This window comes from Rhodobacteraceae bacterium M385 (assembly GCA_025141835.1).
Classification (GTDB): Bacteria; Pseudomonadota; Alphaproteobacteria; order Rhodobacterales; family Rhodobacteraceae; genus Gymnodinialimonas.
Genome location: CP081102.1, coordinates 102,422 through 116,328 on the forward strand (window position 1 = coordinate 102,422; position 13,907 = coordinate 116,328).

The window sequence follows — 13,907 nt, forward strand, 5'->3', positions numbered from 1 at the left end:
GACCAATCGTGCCACGAAATGGGTCAGAAGGCAGAATAAGTGTGTTGGCATGAACCGACACCATGTTTGAGGTAGATGCAGTGTTCACCAGATTGGTCGGCGCGCTTGTGCGGGCGATAATGATCGTTATCGTCGTTTTGACGCCGTCCCTGCTGTTGCCAGGGACGAGCGCTGAAGGCGCCCAGATGTCGACCTTGGTGGCCTTGGCTTTCGCGGCGATCATCCTGTTTGAATACGGTGCGAAATTCCCCAGCTTGATCGAGTTCCGCGACGCGCCGCCGATAAACCGTATCCGTATAGTCGCGCTTTTTCTGATGCTTTTTGGCTTGTGCGTTATCAGTGGCAGCACCCACGACGATTCCACGCTTTCCATGGTCGTGACCGCCCTTGGCTACGTCGTTGGGCAAGCGCTCGATTTCCCCTACAGCCCTCTGCGCGTTATCGTTAGCAACCTGCCTGCCGATGTCGACCCGACTGTAGCCGCGCAGATCCAAGCGATGGCTGGATTGTCCATTCTCCTGACGTTGATTTCGCTATTCATGTTCGCGACCCTGCTGCGGCTTGGAAATTGGCCGAACCGAGGGTCGAGCTTCAACGTTTGGGTAAATCTGCCCACATTCGACCCCACCGCGGGCGGAGATGTTGTGAAAAGATTAAGCCGTGACGGCCGCGTTAACATTATCTTTGGAATTTTCGCGCCATTTGTAATCCCAGTGGTGGCCGTCATGGCGGCCAGTCAGTTGCAGGTGTCCATCCTCCGGTCGCCGCAAACAATGGTATGGGCGATTACGATATGGATGTTCCTCCCCCTCAGCCTGATCATGCGGGGCCAAGCAATGCTTCGCGTGGCACGGATGATCCGCTCGCGGCGGGCCCGTTTGGTAGCTGGCGTCGAAACCAACGCGTCGGGCTCTGTTATGTCCTCCTCGGCTGCTTAAGCACCGGAGCGGCACAGGCTGAACCGCTTCGACTTGCGAGTTTTCACAGTGATCTTTCCGGACGCGGCCCCGGCCTAATCCTGCGCGATATCCTACGCCAAGACGATCAGATTGCGGCAACGATTGACGTCATCGCGACGATCAACCCCGATATCCTCGCCCTGCAAGACATCGACTATGACGGAAATCACCTTGCCCTTACCGCGCTGGCCGAGGCGCTTGGCTATCCGCATTTCCTTACCCTCCGCCCCAATTCCGGGCTGCTGACGGGGCTTGATCTGGACGGTGACGGGCGCACCGATGGCCCCCAAGATGCCCATGGATACGGGCGGTTCAGCGGCCAGGGTGGCATGGGGTTGCTGTCCCGTTATCCCTTGGGGCAGGTGCAGGATTTTTCGGACGTGCTGTGGGCCGATGTGCCCGGCAACAGTGCCGCCGAGGTTAATCTCGCTGCCGCCCTTCCCTTGCTTCGCCTACATTCTGTCGGCGCTTGGGAGGTAGAGGTTCAGGCCCCCAACGGCCCGTTCCACGTCCTTATGTCTCACGCAACAACCCCCGTTTTTGATGGTCCAGAAGATCGCAACGGCCTGCGCAACGCCGATGAAACGCGGTTTTGGCACCAGTATCTGGACACCTCCGCCCCCGCCCACTTCGCCTATATGGGCACCCTCAACGTCGATCCTTCGGGCGGCGAGGGGCTGCGCGCGCCCCTACAGGACTTGCTGGCGCATCCCGCCTTGCAAGACCCGCTGCCCGACCTGCCAACCGCAGATTGGGACGAGCCGTCACCCGGCGATCTTCGGGTTGATTACCTGCTGCCATCCCGCACCCTGACCGTCCTCGACGCGGGCGTGCTTTGGCCCACAGACGGGCCACTGGTCGAGGCTGTGCAAGAAGCCTCGGACCACCGGATCGTCTGGGTTGATGTGGATTATTGAAGCAGCGGCTTGGTTGCCTGACGCAAGGCATCATCCAAGGGGGTCGGCGTGAAATCGGGGGCCGCTTTGGCCAAGGCAGTCCCATCTAAACGATGGGCTCGGTTCCAGAGATAGCGCATCTCTCGCAGGTGCTTGGCCTCTTTCCAGAACGGCTGTGCGATGTAGAACGGTAGCCAGCTCATCTGTTTTGGCGACACCGGAGCCCCGGTGGCGCGGGTAATCGCCTCGGCCATCTCTGCCCCTGACAACGTAAAGCCATCAAACGGAATGTCCGAGAACGCGGGCAAGCTGTCCAGCCTTTCGACGATCTGGGCACCAGCCTCGGCCACATCGGGCAGGTAGGCCCATGCGTGGGCACGGTCCAAGGGACCGGGATAGCTGAACTTCCCCTTCGCGATCTTCGCCGCAATAATCAGGTCAAACCAATTGCCTGAGGCTTCGGTATCAAGGTAATCGCCCGCCCGCAGGATGATCGTCTTAACGCCCGCGTCGCGGTAGGCTTGCTCCATTTCGCGACGGATTTTGCCTAAGTGATGAGTGGATTTATGGGGCGTGGCCGGGGTCAGGTTTTCTGGCAGGTCCTCTCCGTAAACGTAGATGTTGCCGGGGATCAGAACCGCCGCGCCTGTGGCCTTGGCCGCATCAATGATCTGATGCGCTTGCCGGGGAATTTCTTCTGCCCATTTCGCATAGGGCATGTTCCAACCGTTCACGATAAGATTGGCCCCGCGGGCGGCCTTCGGCAAAGTATCTGTGGTCCGGTCAAAACGGTGCACTATCCAGCCATGACGGGAAAGCGCAGTGGCCATGTGGCGGCCAAACCGGCCATTTGATCCAAGAATAAGGGCGGTGCGGGGCATGTGAGGTCTCCTTCTTTGCTGGCCCCTTTCTTTTCCTATGCACATTCGCATTCATATTGCGAAAATTCTGACATCTGATATGCACAAACGCATGGACACATCTTTGGATTGGAGCCTTCTGCGGGCCGTTCTTGCCGTGGCAGAGGCCGGGTCGCTTTCGGGCGCGGCGGATCAGCTTGCGCTGACACAGCCCACCTTGGGGCGTCAGATCAAAGCCGCCGAGCAGGCCTTGGGGCAACCGCTGTTCACCCGCCACGCCCGTGGCCTGACGCCAACGCCGTTTTGCGAAACACTCCTGCCATCCGCCCGGCAAATGGACGAGGCGGCGAAGGCCGTCAGCGTGTTGGCGGCAGGGCAATCGCCCGACACAAGTGGCCGCGTGCGGATCACCGCTTCGGTCTTTGTCACCGCCCATATCCTGCCCGATATCCTTGCCCAGATACGCGAGGATCACCCCAACATTGCCCTGGATGTCGTAGCCACGGACACCTCTGAAAACCTGTTGTTTCACGAGGCCGACATCGCCCTGCGCATGTATCGCCCGACGCAGCTGGACATGGTGGCCAAGCATCTGGGTGATCTGCCCCTTGGGCTCTATGCCTCGGACCGCTACATCGCCCGCCACGGTTTGCCGGAAGCCCCCGCTGACCTGCGCCATCATCAGATGGTTGGTTACGATCGCAGCGATCTGATCCTGCGCGGGATGCGCCAGATGGGGATGGAGGTGACGCGCGATTTCTTCACCACCTGCACCGATGATCAGGTGGCCTATTGGAACTTCGTCGCGTCCGGCTGTGGCATTGGCGCGGGGCAAAAGCTGGTGGCAGAACGCACCCCCGGCATTCGCGCCGTCTTGCCCGAACTAACCCTGCCCTCCCTTCCCGTCTGGCTGACGGCGCACCCTACTTTGCGCCATCAACCCCGTGTAGCGGCTGTTTGGGCAGCTTTGGACGATGCAATCTCTCCGCTGCTTTCTTGACGGCCCCGCAGGCGCGCGATACCGCAAAGGCAACAGTTTCAGACGAGGAATAGACCCATGACCGACCGCTCATTACTTATCCTTCCCGGCGACGGGATCGGCCCCGAAGTCATGGCCGAGGTGCGTAAGGTCATTGATTGGTTCGGCTCCGCCCGTGGCATTACCTTTGATGTGTCCGAAGATCTGGTCGGTGGTGCCGCCTATGACGCCCACGGTGTGCCGCTGACAGATGCCACCATGGAGAAGGCGCAAAGCGTTGATGCCGTTCTGCTGGGGGCCGTTGGGGGCCCGGCCTATGACGACCTTGATTTCAGCGTGAAGCCCGAACGTGGCCTTCTGCGTCTGCGCAAGGAAATGGATCTTTACGCCAACCTGCGCCCGGCCCAGTGCTTTGACGCCTTGGCCGATTTCTCCAGCCTCAAGCGCGATATCGTCTCGGGCCTAGATATCATGATCCTGCGCGAGCTGACCTCGGGCGTTTATTTCGGCGAGCCTCGCGGTATCCATACTGAAGGCAATGAGCGTGTCGGCATCAACACCCAACGCTATACCGAAGGCGAGATCGCCCGTGCCGCGCGGTCCGCGTTTGAACTGGCGCGCCGTCGCAACAACAAGGTCTGCTCCATGGAGAAGGCCAACGTGATGGAAAGCGGTATCCTATGGCGCGATGTGGTGAACGAAATCCACGCCGCTGAATACCCAGAGGTCGAGCTGTCGCACATGTACGCCGACAACGGCGCGATGCAGCTGGTGCGTGCGCCCAAGCAGTTTGACGTGATCCTGACCGACAACCTGTTCGGCGATATCCTGTCCGATTGTGCGGCGATGCTGACCGGATCGCTGGGGATGCTGCCGTCGGCCTCTCTCGGGGCGCCGATGGCCAATGGTCGTCCAAAGGCGATGTATGAGCCCGTCCACGGCTCGGCCCCTGACATCACCGGCCAAGGCAAAGCAAACCCGATCGCCTGTATCCTCAGCTTCGCCATGGCGCTGCGTTACAGCTTTGATCTGGGCGATGAGGCGACCTTGCTGGAAAGCGCTGTCGAAGGCGTTCTGGCCGACGGCGCCCGCACCGCAGACCTGATGGGCCCCGATGGCGGCACCCCGATTTCGACATCGGACATGGGCGACGCGATTGTCGCAAAGCTAGCGAGCTAAGGGCCCCTCGCCAGAGGACCAAAGACATGGCAATCTCATGGGTATTAAAAGCCAAGGAGATTGCCATGTTCCGCCTCGCCTCTGCCCTTTGCCTTCTGACCACCGCAGTCCATGCCGATGGCTATACGGTTGGTGATACCTTCGAGGACCCCCTGCAAATCGCCCATGAAGCCTTGGCCGGTTATCCTTATGAGGGGGAAGAGCGGCCGCCCGCGTTCTCTGTGGATGTCAGTTCCCATTACTCCGGGCAAATTACGATCCTTGTGTCGGAAACGGGCTTTGCCGACGATTCGGTGAATGGCCAGCGGACGCAATATGTCCTCCTCCCGCAGGACGACGTTTGGACGCTGAGCTACATGCAGCAGAGCTACCTCTGCTGGCGCGGCGTGAATACCGTCACATGGCAGACGGATCTTTGCTCGTAACTCGCGACCGGATAAATCACGCATGACAGCCATGCGCTGCGGTGGTTTGATCACTGCCGCAACGCTGATATCGCTACCAGACCTTTACCTTCTGTTCGGAACATTCAAGTGACACCCTCCTCCAACCTTCGCGGCGCCCTGCTTGGGTTGCTGGCCTTCGGGATCTTCTCAACCCACGATGTCATCGTGAAGTATCTGGGTGGAAGCTATTCTCCGATCCAGATCGTGTTCTTCTCGGTTCTGTTCGGCTTTCCCATCGCCACCTTCATTCTGCTGCGCGACCAGACCGAGGCGAACTTGCGCCCCAATCATCCGTGGTGGGTCGCCCTGCGCACGGCGGCCTCGGTCGTGGTGGGGATCAGCGCGTTTTACGCCTTCACCGTGCTGCCTTTGGCGCAGGTCTACGCGATCATCTTTGCCTCTCCTTTGCTGATTACGCTTCTGGCGATCCCCATGCTTGGCGAGAAGGTCGGCCTGCGCCGCGGCATTGCTGTGGCCGTCGGGTTGGTGGGCGTTCTGGTGGTACTGCAACCGGGCCAGACAGAGTTCTCTCTCGGGCATATCGGGGCCCTGTTGGCGGCGGTCGGCGGCGCGGTGGCGTCGTTGATTGTGCGCAAGATCGGACGAGAGGAACGCTCGGTCGTGATGCTGCTTTACCCAATGGTGGCCAACTTTGTGCTGATGGGGGCAGCCCTGCCCTTTTTCTACGATCCGATGCCCGGCCAAGATCTTGCCGCTGTTGCCGTGATTGCCGCATTCGCTCTTGTAGCCAGCGCCTGCCTGATCTTCGCCTACCGCGCTGCGCCCGCGGTAATAGTCGCGCCGATGCAATACAGCCAGATCATCTGGGCCGCGATCTACGGCTTCCTTCTGTTTGATGAAACGTTGGACAGGCCGACACTGATCGGCTCGGCCATCATCATTGCATCAGGTATCTACATTGTGGTGCGCGAAGAGCGTGGCGGAACCTCTGCCACCACGCCGGTCCTGCGGACCCGCACCCGCGTGGGAACACCCAGCGCCCTGCGCATTGCGCCGTTCCTGTCGTCTGAGAGGCGAGGCCCTTGGCCCCGTCGGGATAAATAGCCCCTCCTCGCTCCGCTCCTCGCAGCTGCCCCATTGGGGCCGTACCGCTTGCAATTCGGGTCAATCCTGACAATTACACAAAGGATCATGGCTCGAAACTTTCGCATCCCCTCACCGCTACGGCTTGGTAGTCTTGCTTGGCTCGCCGCTGCGATGTGCCTTTTGCCGATGGTGGCCGTGGGAATTGCGGCTCTGACGGGCGGGGTAGAGACCTTTTCTCGCCTCTCTACGTCGGTCCTGCCACGCTATGCGGGTACCACCGCGTTGTTGATTCTGCTGGTGGGCCTGGGCACGGCGGTCATCGGTACAGGCGCCGCTTGGTTGGTGACAGCGACCCGTTTTCCGGGTCGGCGGGTGTTGGAAATCGCCCTTGCCCTGCCCTTGGCCTTCCCGGCTTATGTGCTCGCCTATGCCTACACCGATTTTCTCGACCACCCCGGTTGGGTGCAATCGAGCTTGCGGGACTTCACCGGCTGGGGGCCGCGCGATTATTGGTTCCCGGAAATCCGGTCCCTTGGCGGCGCGGCGCTGATGTTGGTTCTGGTGCTCTACCCCTACGTCTACCTGCTGAGCCGCGCCGCGTTCCTGCAACAAAGCGCCACCGCCTATATCGCCGCGCGAACCCTTGGGGCCGGACCTTGGGGCGCGTTTATCCGCGTGTCCCTGCCCATCGCGCGACCGGCCATCGCCGGCGGCGTATTGCTCGCGCTGATGGAGACTTTGGCCGATTTCGGCACCGTGTCCTACTTCGGCGTGCAGACCTTTGCGACGGGCATTTACCAAGCGTGGTACTCCTTCTTCGACCGAGGCGGCGCGGCGCAACTGGCCCTTTGCCTGCTAATCGTGGCGCTTGTTATTGCCGCGTTGGAGAGGCGGCAGCGGCGCGATCAACGCCAACACGGGGCGGGGCGTCGGTTTGAGGCGATGCAAGCGGTGGAGCTTTCGGGGTGGAAAAGCGCAGGCGCGGTGGCTTTTTGCGGGCTGCCCGTGGTTCTGGGGTTCTTGCTGCCGGTGGGTTTGCTGCTGTCACTGGGGTGGGAACACTTCGACAACATGCTGACAGACCGCTACCTGCGGTTTCTTCGTAACTCACTGATCCTTGCCTCGATCGCCGCTTTGTTCACCGTCGGTGCCGCCGTCATCCTTGGCTTCAACGCCCGACTGCATCCAACCCGTGCCGCCAAGGCCGCGATCCGCGTGGCGGGCCTTGGCTATGCGGTGCCGGGCGGGGTGATTGCCGTGGGGCTGATCGTGCCCTTCGCTGCCTTCGATAACGCCCTTGATGCCTTTATGGAGGCCCGGTTCGGCATAGACACCGGGCTGCTTATCACCGGCTCGATCTGGTTGTTGATTGCCGCCTATGGCGTCCGCTTCATGGCCGCAGCGCTTAGTGCCTACGACGCGGGCTTGAGCACGATTAACCCCAACGTCGATGCGGTCGCCCGTACCCTTGGCCGCACCCCGCGACGGATGTTGGCGGGTGTGCATTTGCCGATCTTGCGCCCGTCGATCCTGACCGGGCTTCTGATCGTCTTTGTCGATGTGATGAAAGAGCTTCCCGCGACGCTTATCATGCGACCGTTCAACTTTGACACGCTGGCCGTGCAGGCCCACCGCCTCGCTGCCGATGAACGGTTGGGAGAGGCCGCTGGCCCCTCCCTTGTGATTGCTGGCGTTGGTCTGCTTCCGGTCGTGATCCTATGCCTAAGCCTGGGACGCGAACACACCGCCCGCCGGTTCGTGCCCGAGCCGACGGAGGCGTAACCAGAGCCTTGCAAGGCTCTGTACAAACCCTTGCAAGGGTTTGGTCGCGCTCACATCAACTCGCGGACATCCGTCAGGCGGCCCGTGATCGCTGCGGCGGCAGCCATTGCAGGCGACATCAAGTGTGTGCGCCCGCCCCGGCCTTGGCGGCCTTCGAAGTTGCGGTTGGATGTGGCCGCGCAGCGCTCTCCGGGGGAAAGCTGATCGGGGTTCATCGCAAGGCACATGGAGCAGCCGGCAAGGCGCCATTCAAACCCGGCGTCCTTGAAGATGTCGGCCAGGCCTTCCTCTTCCGCCTGTGCCCGGACAAGGCCTGATCCGGGAACGATCATCGCCCGCAGCCCGTCTTTGACCTTCTTGCCCTTCAGGATCTCGGCGGCGGCGCGCAGATCTTCGATGCGGCCGTTGGTGCAGGACCCGATGAAGACCGTGTCGATCTCGATCTGATCCAGCGGTGTGCCCGCTGTCAGACCCATGTAGTCAAGCGAGCGTTGCGCCGCGTTGACCTTGCCGCCTTCAAAGCTGTCGGCAGCAGGCACATTTGCGGTGATCGGCAGCACGTCCTCGGGCGAGGTGCCCCAGGTCACAACCGGCGCGATATCTTCGCCTCGGATCGTGATGATCTCATCCCACTGGGCGTCGTCGTCAGAGTAGAGCGTTTTCCACCACGCCAACGCGGCTTCCCACTGGGCGCCCTTGGGGGCGTGGGGGCGGCCCATGCAGTATTCAAACGTCTTCTCGTCCGGGGCGATGATACCGGCGCGGGCGCCGCCCTCGATCGCCATGTTGCAGACGGTCATCCGCCCTTCCATGGACAGATCGCGGATCGCTTCGCCGCAATACTCGATGACATAGCCGGTGCCGCCCGCCGTGCCTGTGCGGCCAATTACGGTCAGGGTGATGTCCTTGGCAGTCACACCGGGGGCGAGTTTGCCGGTGATCTCCACCTTCATGTTCTTGGATTTCTTCTGGATCAGCGTTTGCGTCGCCAGAACATGCTCCACTTCAGACGTGCCGATGCCGTGAGCCAGCGCGCCGAACGCGCCGTGGGTGGCGGTGTGGCTATCGCCGCAGACCACTGTCATGCCGGGCAACGTCCAACCCTGCTCGGGCCCGACGATATGCACGATTCCTTGGCGGACGTCGGACACGGGGTAGTAGTGAATGCCGAAATCCTTGGCGTTCTTGTCGAGGGCAGCGACCTGAATGGCGCTATCCTCGGTCATGTTCTTGGGGTCGTTACGGCCCGGCGTCGTGGGGACGTTATGATCCGGCACGGCGATGGTCTTGTCGGGCGCGTGAACGCCGCGGCCCGCCATGCGCAAGCCTTCAAACGCCTGTGGGCTGGTCACTTCGTGGACCAAGTGGCGGTCGATATAGAGAAGGCAGGTGCCGTCCTCTGCCTCATGGGCGAGGTGCGCGTCCCAGATTTTGTCGTAGAGTGTCTTGCCGGTCATGGCTGGATCCTGTCGGAAAAAGGTGTGGGTCTGGTCGATATCTTCAGGCGCGCTAGCTCATAGCCCACCAAGGCAAAGCGTCTGCGCGCCGAAAAAGCGCCAAGGCAGACGGGCGCGGTCGCCGATATCGAAAAAGCTTCTCATGGGGCAGGAATTACACGGGTGCGCGCTGCTTGCCAAGGGTGGCGCTTGCCCGAAGCCGCCCTGCAAGCGTAGGCTATAAGAACACAAACGAGGACCAGAATGGACCCTGAGGAACTTCCGCCGGAAATTATCGACGTCGAAGCGCAGGCGTTGAATGCCGCAATGGGTGAGATTTCGGGTCTAATCGGCCAATTCGAGACGTTTCTTTCCTCTCTCCTTCGCCCTTGGAATGCCTATCAGGTTGGCATCTTTCTGGTGCTTCTGGCCGGCGCTTGGTTGATGCGGCGCATCTTTGGCGGGCCGATCCGTAACTGGATGGCATCGCGGGAAGGCTGGCCCACATGGCGAATGCGCATCCTTGCGATCATAAATCGCCGCCTGTTCATCATCTTTTTCGTCATGCTGATCTGGCTCGTCGTCTTGATTATGCGCGAGGTGACCTGGCCGTCCCGGTCCTTCCTGCTGACCATCGCAGCGGAACTTTCGACGGCTTGGCTTTTCGTGGTTTTTGTCACCCGGCTGATCCGATCCGCCTTCTTTCGGACCATCGTGCGCTACGGCGCCTGGATCTACGTCACGATTGAAATCCTTAACGTCCGGGACGAGGCCATTGCGATCCTTGATTCCGTGGGTTTTGACATCGGCAATGCCCGGATTTCCCTGTTCACCGTGGTCCAGGGCGTTCTTGTCGTCGCCGCTCTCATCATCATCGCTCGCTTCCTGACCGGCACTGCCAGCTCGCGGATCGAGAAGAACGATGAAATGTCGCCCTCCATGCGGGTTCTTGCGGTCAAGTTTCTGCAACTCACCTTCTATGGCATCGCCGTTTATGCCGGTCTGCGGTTAACGGGGATTGATCTGACCGGGCTTGCCGTTCTGTCCGGTGCGATTGGTGTGGGTCTTGGTTTTGGCTTGCAGAAAGTCGTCTCTAACCTCGTGTCCGGGGTCATTATTCTGCTCGATAAGTCGATCAAGCCCGGCGACGTAATTTCCCTGGGCGAGACCTTCGGCTGGATTAACTCCCTTGGGGCGCGATACGTCAGCGTCGTAACGCGCGATGGGAAGGAATACCTGATCCCCAACGAGGACCTTATCACCAGCCAAGTGGTGAACTGGTCCCACTCCAACGATTTTGTGCGCCTCGATATCTATTTCGGCACCGCTTACGCCGATGATCCCCATCTGGTGCGCAAACTGGCGATCGACGCGGCAAAAAGCGTGCCTCGCGTGCTGCCCGACCGAGCGCCCGTGTGCCACGTGGTGGGTTTCGGCGATTCCAGTGTGGACTACATCCTGCGATTCTGGATTCAGGACCCCACGGGCGGTCTGACCAACATTCGCGGGAACGTCTATCTGGCGCTTTGGGATACGTTCCGCGAGAACGAGATTTCGATTCCGTTCCCGCAGCGCGAAGTAAAAATGTTGGACAATCCCGCCGATTAGAGCCTTTTTCTATAGGTTCTTCGTGGTCGCCAACATTTTGGGGTCCAGCTTCAGCTCGATGATATGCAACCCGCCCTTGAGGGCCTCGGCATATGCGTCGGCGAACTGCGCGTTTTCCGTGATCGTGTGTCCGGTGCCGCCATAGGCCCCGGCAAGCGCGGCGTAATCTGGGTTGAACAGATCAGTCCCCGACACGCGCCCGGGATAGTGTTTCTCCTGATGCATTCGGATCGTGCCATAGCGCCCGTTATTGGCGACAATCACGATGATATCGGCCCCATGCTGTTGCGCGGTCGAAAGCTCATTAATCGTCATTTGCAGGCAACCGTCACCCGCAAGGCAAATCACCGGCTGATCAGGGTTCTGCAACTTGGCCGAGATCGCAGCAGGCAGACCATACCCCATCGAGCCTGAGGTCGGCGCAAGCTGCGTGCCGTACTGCCGGAAGCGGTGGTAGCGATGCAGGAACGCCGCATAGTTGCCCGCGCCGTTTGTGATGATCGTATCGGCGCTGGCGTTGTCGCGTAGCCAGCCGATGATCTGCTCCATCTGGACGTCGCCGGGGGTGGCTTGGGGCTGTTGCCAAGCCTCGTATTCGGCCCGCGCTGCCGCCGCACCCCGGTCACCGCATTCTGACGTGGCCGACAAGAATTGATATAGCATTGATATAGGGGTGCCGGTGATCGCGAAGCTTGCCGGGTAGGTTTTGCTTGCCGCCTCGGCCGAGGGGGAGACCTGCAAAATCACCGGCGGATTGGCTGGGTTCAGCAAGGTGAAATCCGCCGTGGTGATGTCGTTCAGTTCCGCCCCCAGAAGCAGGATGCAATCGGCCTCCGTCAGGCGTTTCCCCAACGCCGGGTTTGCGCCAACGCCAAGATCGCCCGCGTAATTCGGATGGTCGTTGTCGATGTAATCTTGCCTCCGGAACGTCACGGCGATGGGTGCACCCGTCCGCTCGGCCAGAGACTGCGCAGTTTGCTTGTCCGTCTCGCTCCAATGAGAGCCGCCACAAAGGATCAACGGACGTTTGGCGAGGGCGAACGCCTCGACCATCGGAGCGATATCATCGGGGTGAACACTCGCAGGTGCGCGCGCGCCGGGGCGTTGCTTGGGCACATCGGCCAGCGCTGAAAGGATATCTTCGGGCAGGGCCAGGACGACAGGGCCGGGGCGGCCTGATTGGGCGATGGCAAAAGCACGGTCGATGTATTCGGCCAGACGATCGGTACGCTCTACTTCTGCGGACCATTTTACCAGTGGTCCAAAAAACGCCCTGTAATCAACCTCTTGAAAGACGCCGCGGTCCCGATGTTTCAGCGGGATTTGCCCCACGAAACACACCATCGGCGTGGCGTCATGCATGGCGATATGCAGGCCCGCGCTGGCATTTGTCGCGCCGGGACCACGGGTCACGAACAGCACGCCGGGCTGGCCTGTCATCTTGCCGTGGGCTTCCGCCATCATCGCCGCGCCGCCTTCCTGCCGGCAAACGATGTTGGGTATGTCGAGGTCATGGAGACCATCAAGCGCCGCCAAAAAGCTTTCGCCCGGAACCGAGAACACGCGCCCTACCCCGTGCATCGCCAACCGATCAGCCAGAATTTTACCGCCGTGAACCTGTGTCATGTCGCGCCTTTCCACCCGTTTGGGCGACCTTTGCCCCACACATTGGGAAGGTCAACAGCTTGCGTCTGGGTGGAACTCTGGCGGGATCGTGTCGTGGCCATCAAGGATCAGCGATGTGAGCATTTCGGCCATCACCGGGGCCATGGCGAGGCCGATCTTGAAGCCGCCATTTGCGATATACGCGCCGTCCCGCGTCGGGTGCGGCCCCACCATCGGTGCACGGCTTTTGGCCCGAGGCCGCACGCCTGCCCAGCGGGCAATAACCGGTGCATCGGCCAGGACCGGAACAGCGGCCTGTGCGGCACTAATAAGGGGATTTAGCTGCATATCGGTGGTATCGGCTGCGTCAAACTCCCGCTCGGTGGTGGAGCCGATGGCCACCGTACCGTCACCATGGGGGACCACATGCAACCCATCCACAAACACCTGCGGGGCATTGCGCAGATCAGCCTTCAGCAAAGCCGCCTGCCCTTTGATCGGCGCGCCGACCAGCTTGCCGTGCGCCTTCGATATCTCGGACAGGTCGGCGGCTCCGGTGGCCCAAACCTCGATCCCGCGTTTGGGGGCTTCGGGCACGACCTCAACCCCCGAAACAGCCAAAGCGGCGGCCAGCGCGGCGCAGGCTTGGCGAGGGTGGATTCGCGCGGTGAGAGTATCGTGGATCACAAGGCCCGTGGGCGTTTCAATGCCAACGGAAACCTCGCGCGCTGGAATGACCTGCCACGTGTAACGACCCCCCCAAAGCGCCGTAGCCGTCCCTTCCCGCTTACGGGCCAAGGCAACGGCAGCGTCATCGGCAAGCGGTTGTATCCGCCCCGTGCGCCCATAGCCGGGGTTCTTGCCGCCGACTTCTGCGATGCGCTTCCACAACGCCTCGGCCCCATCCAAAGCGTTGAATTGCATCGCTTTCTTCGGGTTCCAGTTCTCCGGCACATGGGGGGCCAAAGCGCCCACGATGCCACCGGACGCGCCCGCCGCCACGCCATTAGGATCGACCACCTGAACCTTTGCGCCCCGTTGCACCAACATCCATGCGCACATCAGCCCGGTAATGCCGGCCCCTCTGACTGTGATTTCGGTCATTGCAAC

11 protein-coding genes are annotated in these 13,907 nt (G+C 61.0%); 7 read left to right on the top strand and 4 right to left on the bottom strand.

What is annotated here, in order from left to right; translation table 11 throughout:
* Nucleotides 1-793 precede the first annotated feature (793 nt).
* The gene (locus K3728_00525; protein ID UWQ95765.1) at nucleotides 794-1,876 is read left to right on the top strand and encodes an endonuclease/exonuclease/phosphatase family protein; all 1,083 of its coding nucleotides are present in this window, start codon (nucleotides 794-796) and stop codon (nucleotides 1,874-1,876) included.
* On the opposite strand, the gene K3728_00530 is transcribed toward K3728_00525, so the two are convergent.
* Nucleotides 1,870-2,736 (bottom strand): epimerase, encoded by an 867-nt coding sequence (locus K3728_00530; GenBank protein UWQ95766.1) that lies wholly within the window; start codon nucleotides 2,734-2,736, stop codon nucleotides 1,870-1,872. The genes K3728_00525 and K3728_00530 overlap by 7 nt on opposite strands.
* Nucleotides 2,737-2,827: 91 nt before the next feature.
* On the opposite strand from K3728_00530, the gene K3728_00535 reads away from it, so the two are divergent.
* From K3728_00535 to K3728_00555, 5 genes are all read left to right on the top strand, one after another.
* A complete protein-coding gene (locus K3728_00535) occupies nucleotides 2,828-3,715 on the top strand; it encodes a LysR family transcriptional regulator (protein UWQ95767.1) in 888 nt (295 codons plus the stop codon).
* A gap of 57 nt (nucleotides 3,716-3,772) precedes the next feature.
* Nucleotides 3,773-4,873: a 3-isopropylmalate dehydrogenase gene (gene leuB / locus K3728_00540; GenBank protein ID UWQ95768.1), complete on the top strand. Its 1,101-nt coding sequence runs from the start codon at nucleotides 3,773-3,775 to the stop codon at nucleotides 4,871-4,873.
* A 65-nt stretch (nucleotides 4,874-4,938) separates the two neighbouring features.
* Entirely contained in the window at nucleotides 4,939-5,298 is a 360-nt protein-coding gene (locus K3728_00545) for a hypothetical protein (GenBank protein UWQ95769.1), read from the top strand.
* A gap of 108 nt (nucleotides 5,299-5,406) precedes the next feature.
* Entirely contained in the window at nucleotides 5,407-6,384 is a 978-nt protein-coding gene (locus K3728_00550) for a DMT family transporter (GenBank protein ID UWQ95770.1), read from the top strand.
* A gap of 87 nt (nucleotides 6,385-6,471) precedes the next feature.
* The gene (locus K3728_00555; GenBank protein ID UWQ95771.1) at nucleotides 6,472-8,148 is read left to right on the top strand and encodes an iron ABC transporter permease; all 1,677 of its coding nucleotides are present in this window, start codon (nucleotides 6,472-6,474) and stop codon (nucleotides 8,146-8,148) included.
* Between the two features lie 50 nt (nucleotides 8,149-8,198).
* Here the strand turns inward: K3728_00555 and leuC are convergent, their stop codons facing one another.
* On the bottom strand, nucleotides 8,199-9,605 hold the full coding sequence (gene leuC, locus K3728_00560) for a 3-isopropylmalate dehydratase large subunit (GenBank protein ID UWQ95772.1): 1,407 nt from the start codon (nucleotides 9,603-9,605) through the stop codon (nucleotides 8,199-8,201).
* A gap of 243 nt (nucleotides 9,606-9,848) precedes the next feature.
* Between leuC and K3728_00565 the strand changes: the two genes are divergently transcribed.
* On the top strand, nucleotides 9,849-11,192 hold the full coding sequence (locus K3728_00565; protein UWQ95773.1) for a mechanosensitive ion channel: 1,344 nt from the start codon (nucleotides 9,849-9,851) through the stop codon (nucleotides 11,190-11,192).
* Nucleotides 11,193-11,201: 9 nt separating this feature from the next.
* Here K3728_00565 and K3728_00570 read toward each other — a convergent pair whose 3' ends face one another.
* Nucleotides 11,202-12,818 carry a thiamine pyrophosphate-binding protein gene (locus K3728_00570; GenBank protein ID UWQ95774.1) on the bottom strand — a complete coding sequence of 539 codons (1,617 nt, stop codon included), beginning with the start codon at nucleotides 12,816-12,818 and terminating at the stop codon, nucleotides 11,202-11,204.
* Between the two features lie 51 nt (nucleotides 12,819-12,869).
* On the bottom strand, nucleotides 12,870-13,901 hold the full coding sequence (locus K3728_00575) for an FAD-binding oxidoreductase (protein UWQ95775.1): 1,032 nt from the start codon (nucleotides 13,899-13,901) through the stop codon (nucleotides 12,870-12,872).
* Nucleotides 13,902-13,907 lie beyond the last annotated feature (6 nt).

Excerpts from the sequence above, each read along its gene's own strand:
- K3728_00570 (UWQ95774.1), bottom strand. The coding sequence starts at position 12,818 with ATGACACAGGTTCACGGCGGTAAAATTCTGGCTGATCGGTTGGCGATG.
- K3728_00545 (UWQ95769.1), top strand. The coding sequence starts at position 4,939 with ATGTTCCGCCTCGCCTCTGCCCTTTGCCTTCTGACCACCGCAGTCCAT.
- K3728_00565 (UWQ95773.1), top strand. The coding sequence starts at position 9,849 with ATGGACCCTGAGGAACTTCCGCCGGAAATTATCGACGTCGAAGCGCAG.
- K3728_00575 (UWQ95775.1), bottom strand. The coding sequence starts at position 13,901 with ATGACCGAAATCACAGTCAGAGGGGCCGGCATTACCGGGCTGATGTGC.
- K3728_00535 (UWQ95767.1), top strand. The coding sequence starts at position 2,828 with ATGGACACATCTTTGGATTGGAGCCTTCTGCGGGCCGTTCTTGCCGTG.
- leuB (UWQ95768.1), top strand. The coding sequence starts at position 3,773 with ATGACCGACCGCTCATTACTTATCCTTCCCGGCGACGGGATCGGCCCC.
- K3728_00530 (UWQ95766.1), bottom strand. The coding sequence starts at position 2,736 with ATGCCCCGCACCGCCCTTATTCTTGGATCAAATGGCCGGTTTGGCCGC.
- K3728_00525 (UWQ95765.1), top strand. The coding sequence starts at position 794 with ATGGATGTTCCTCCCCCTCAGCCTGATCATGCGGGGCCAAGCAATGCT.
- leuC (UWQ95772.1), bottom strand. The coding sequence starts at position 9,605 with ATGACCGGCAAGACACTCTACGACAAAATCTGGGACGCGCACCTCGCC.
- K3728_00555 (UWQ95771.1), top strand. The coding sequence starts at position 6,472 with ATGGCTCGAAACTTTCGCATCCCCTCACCGCTACGGCTTGGTAGTCTT.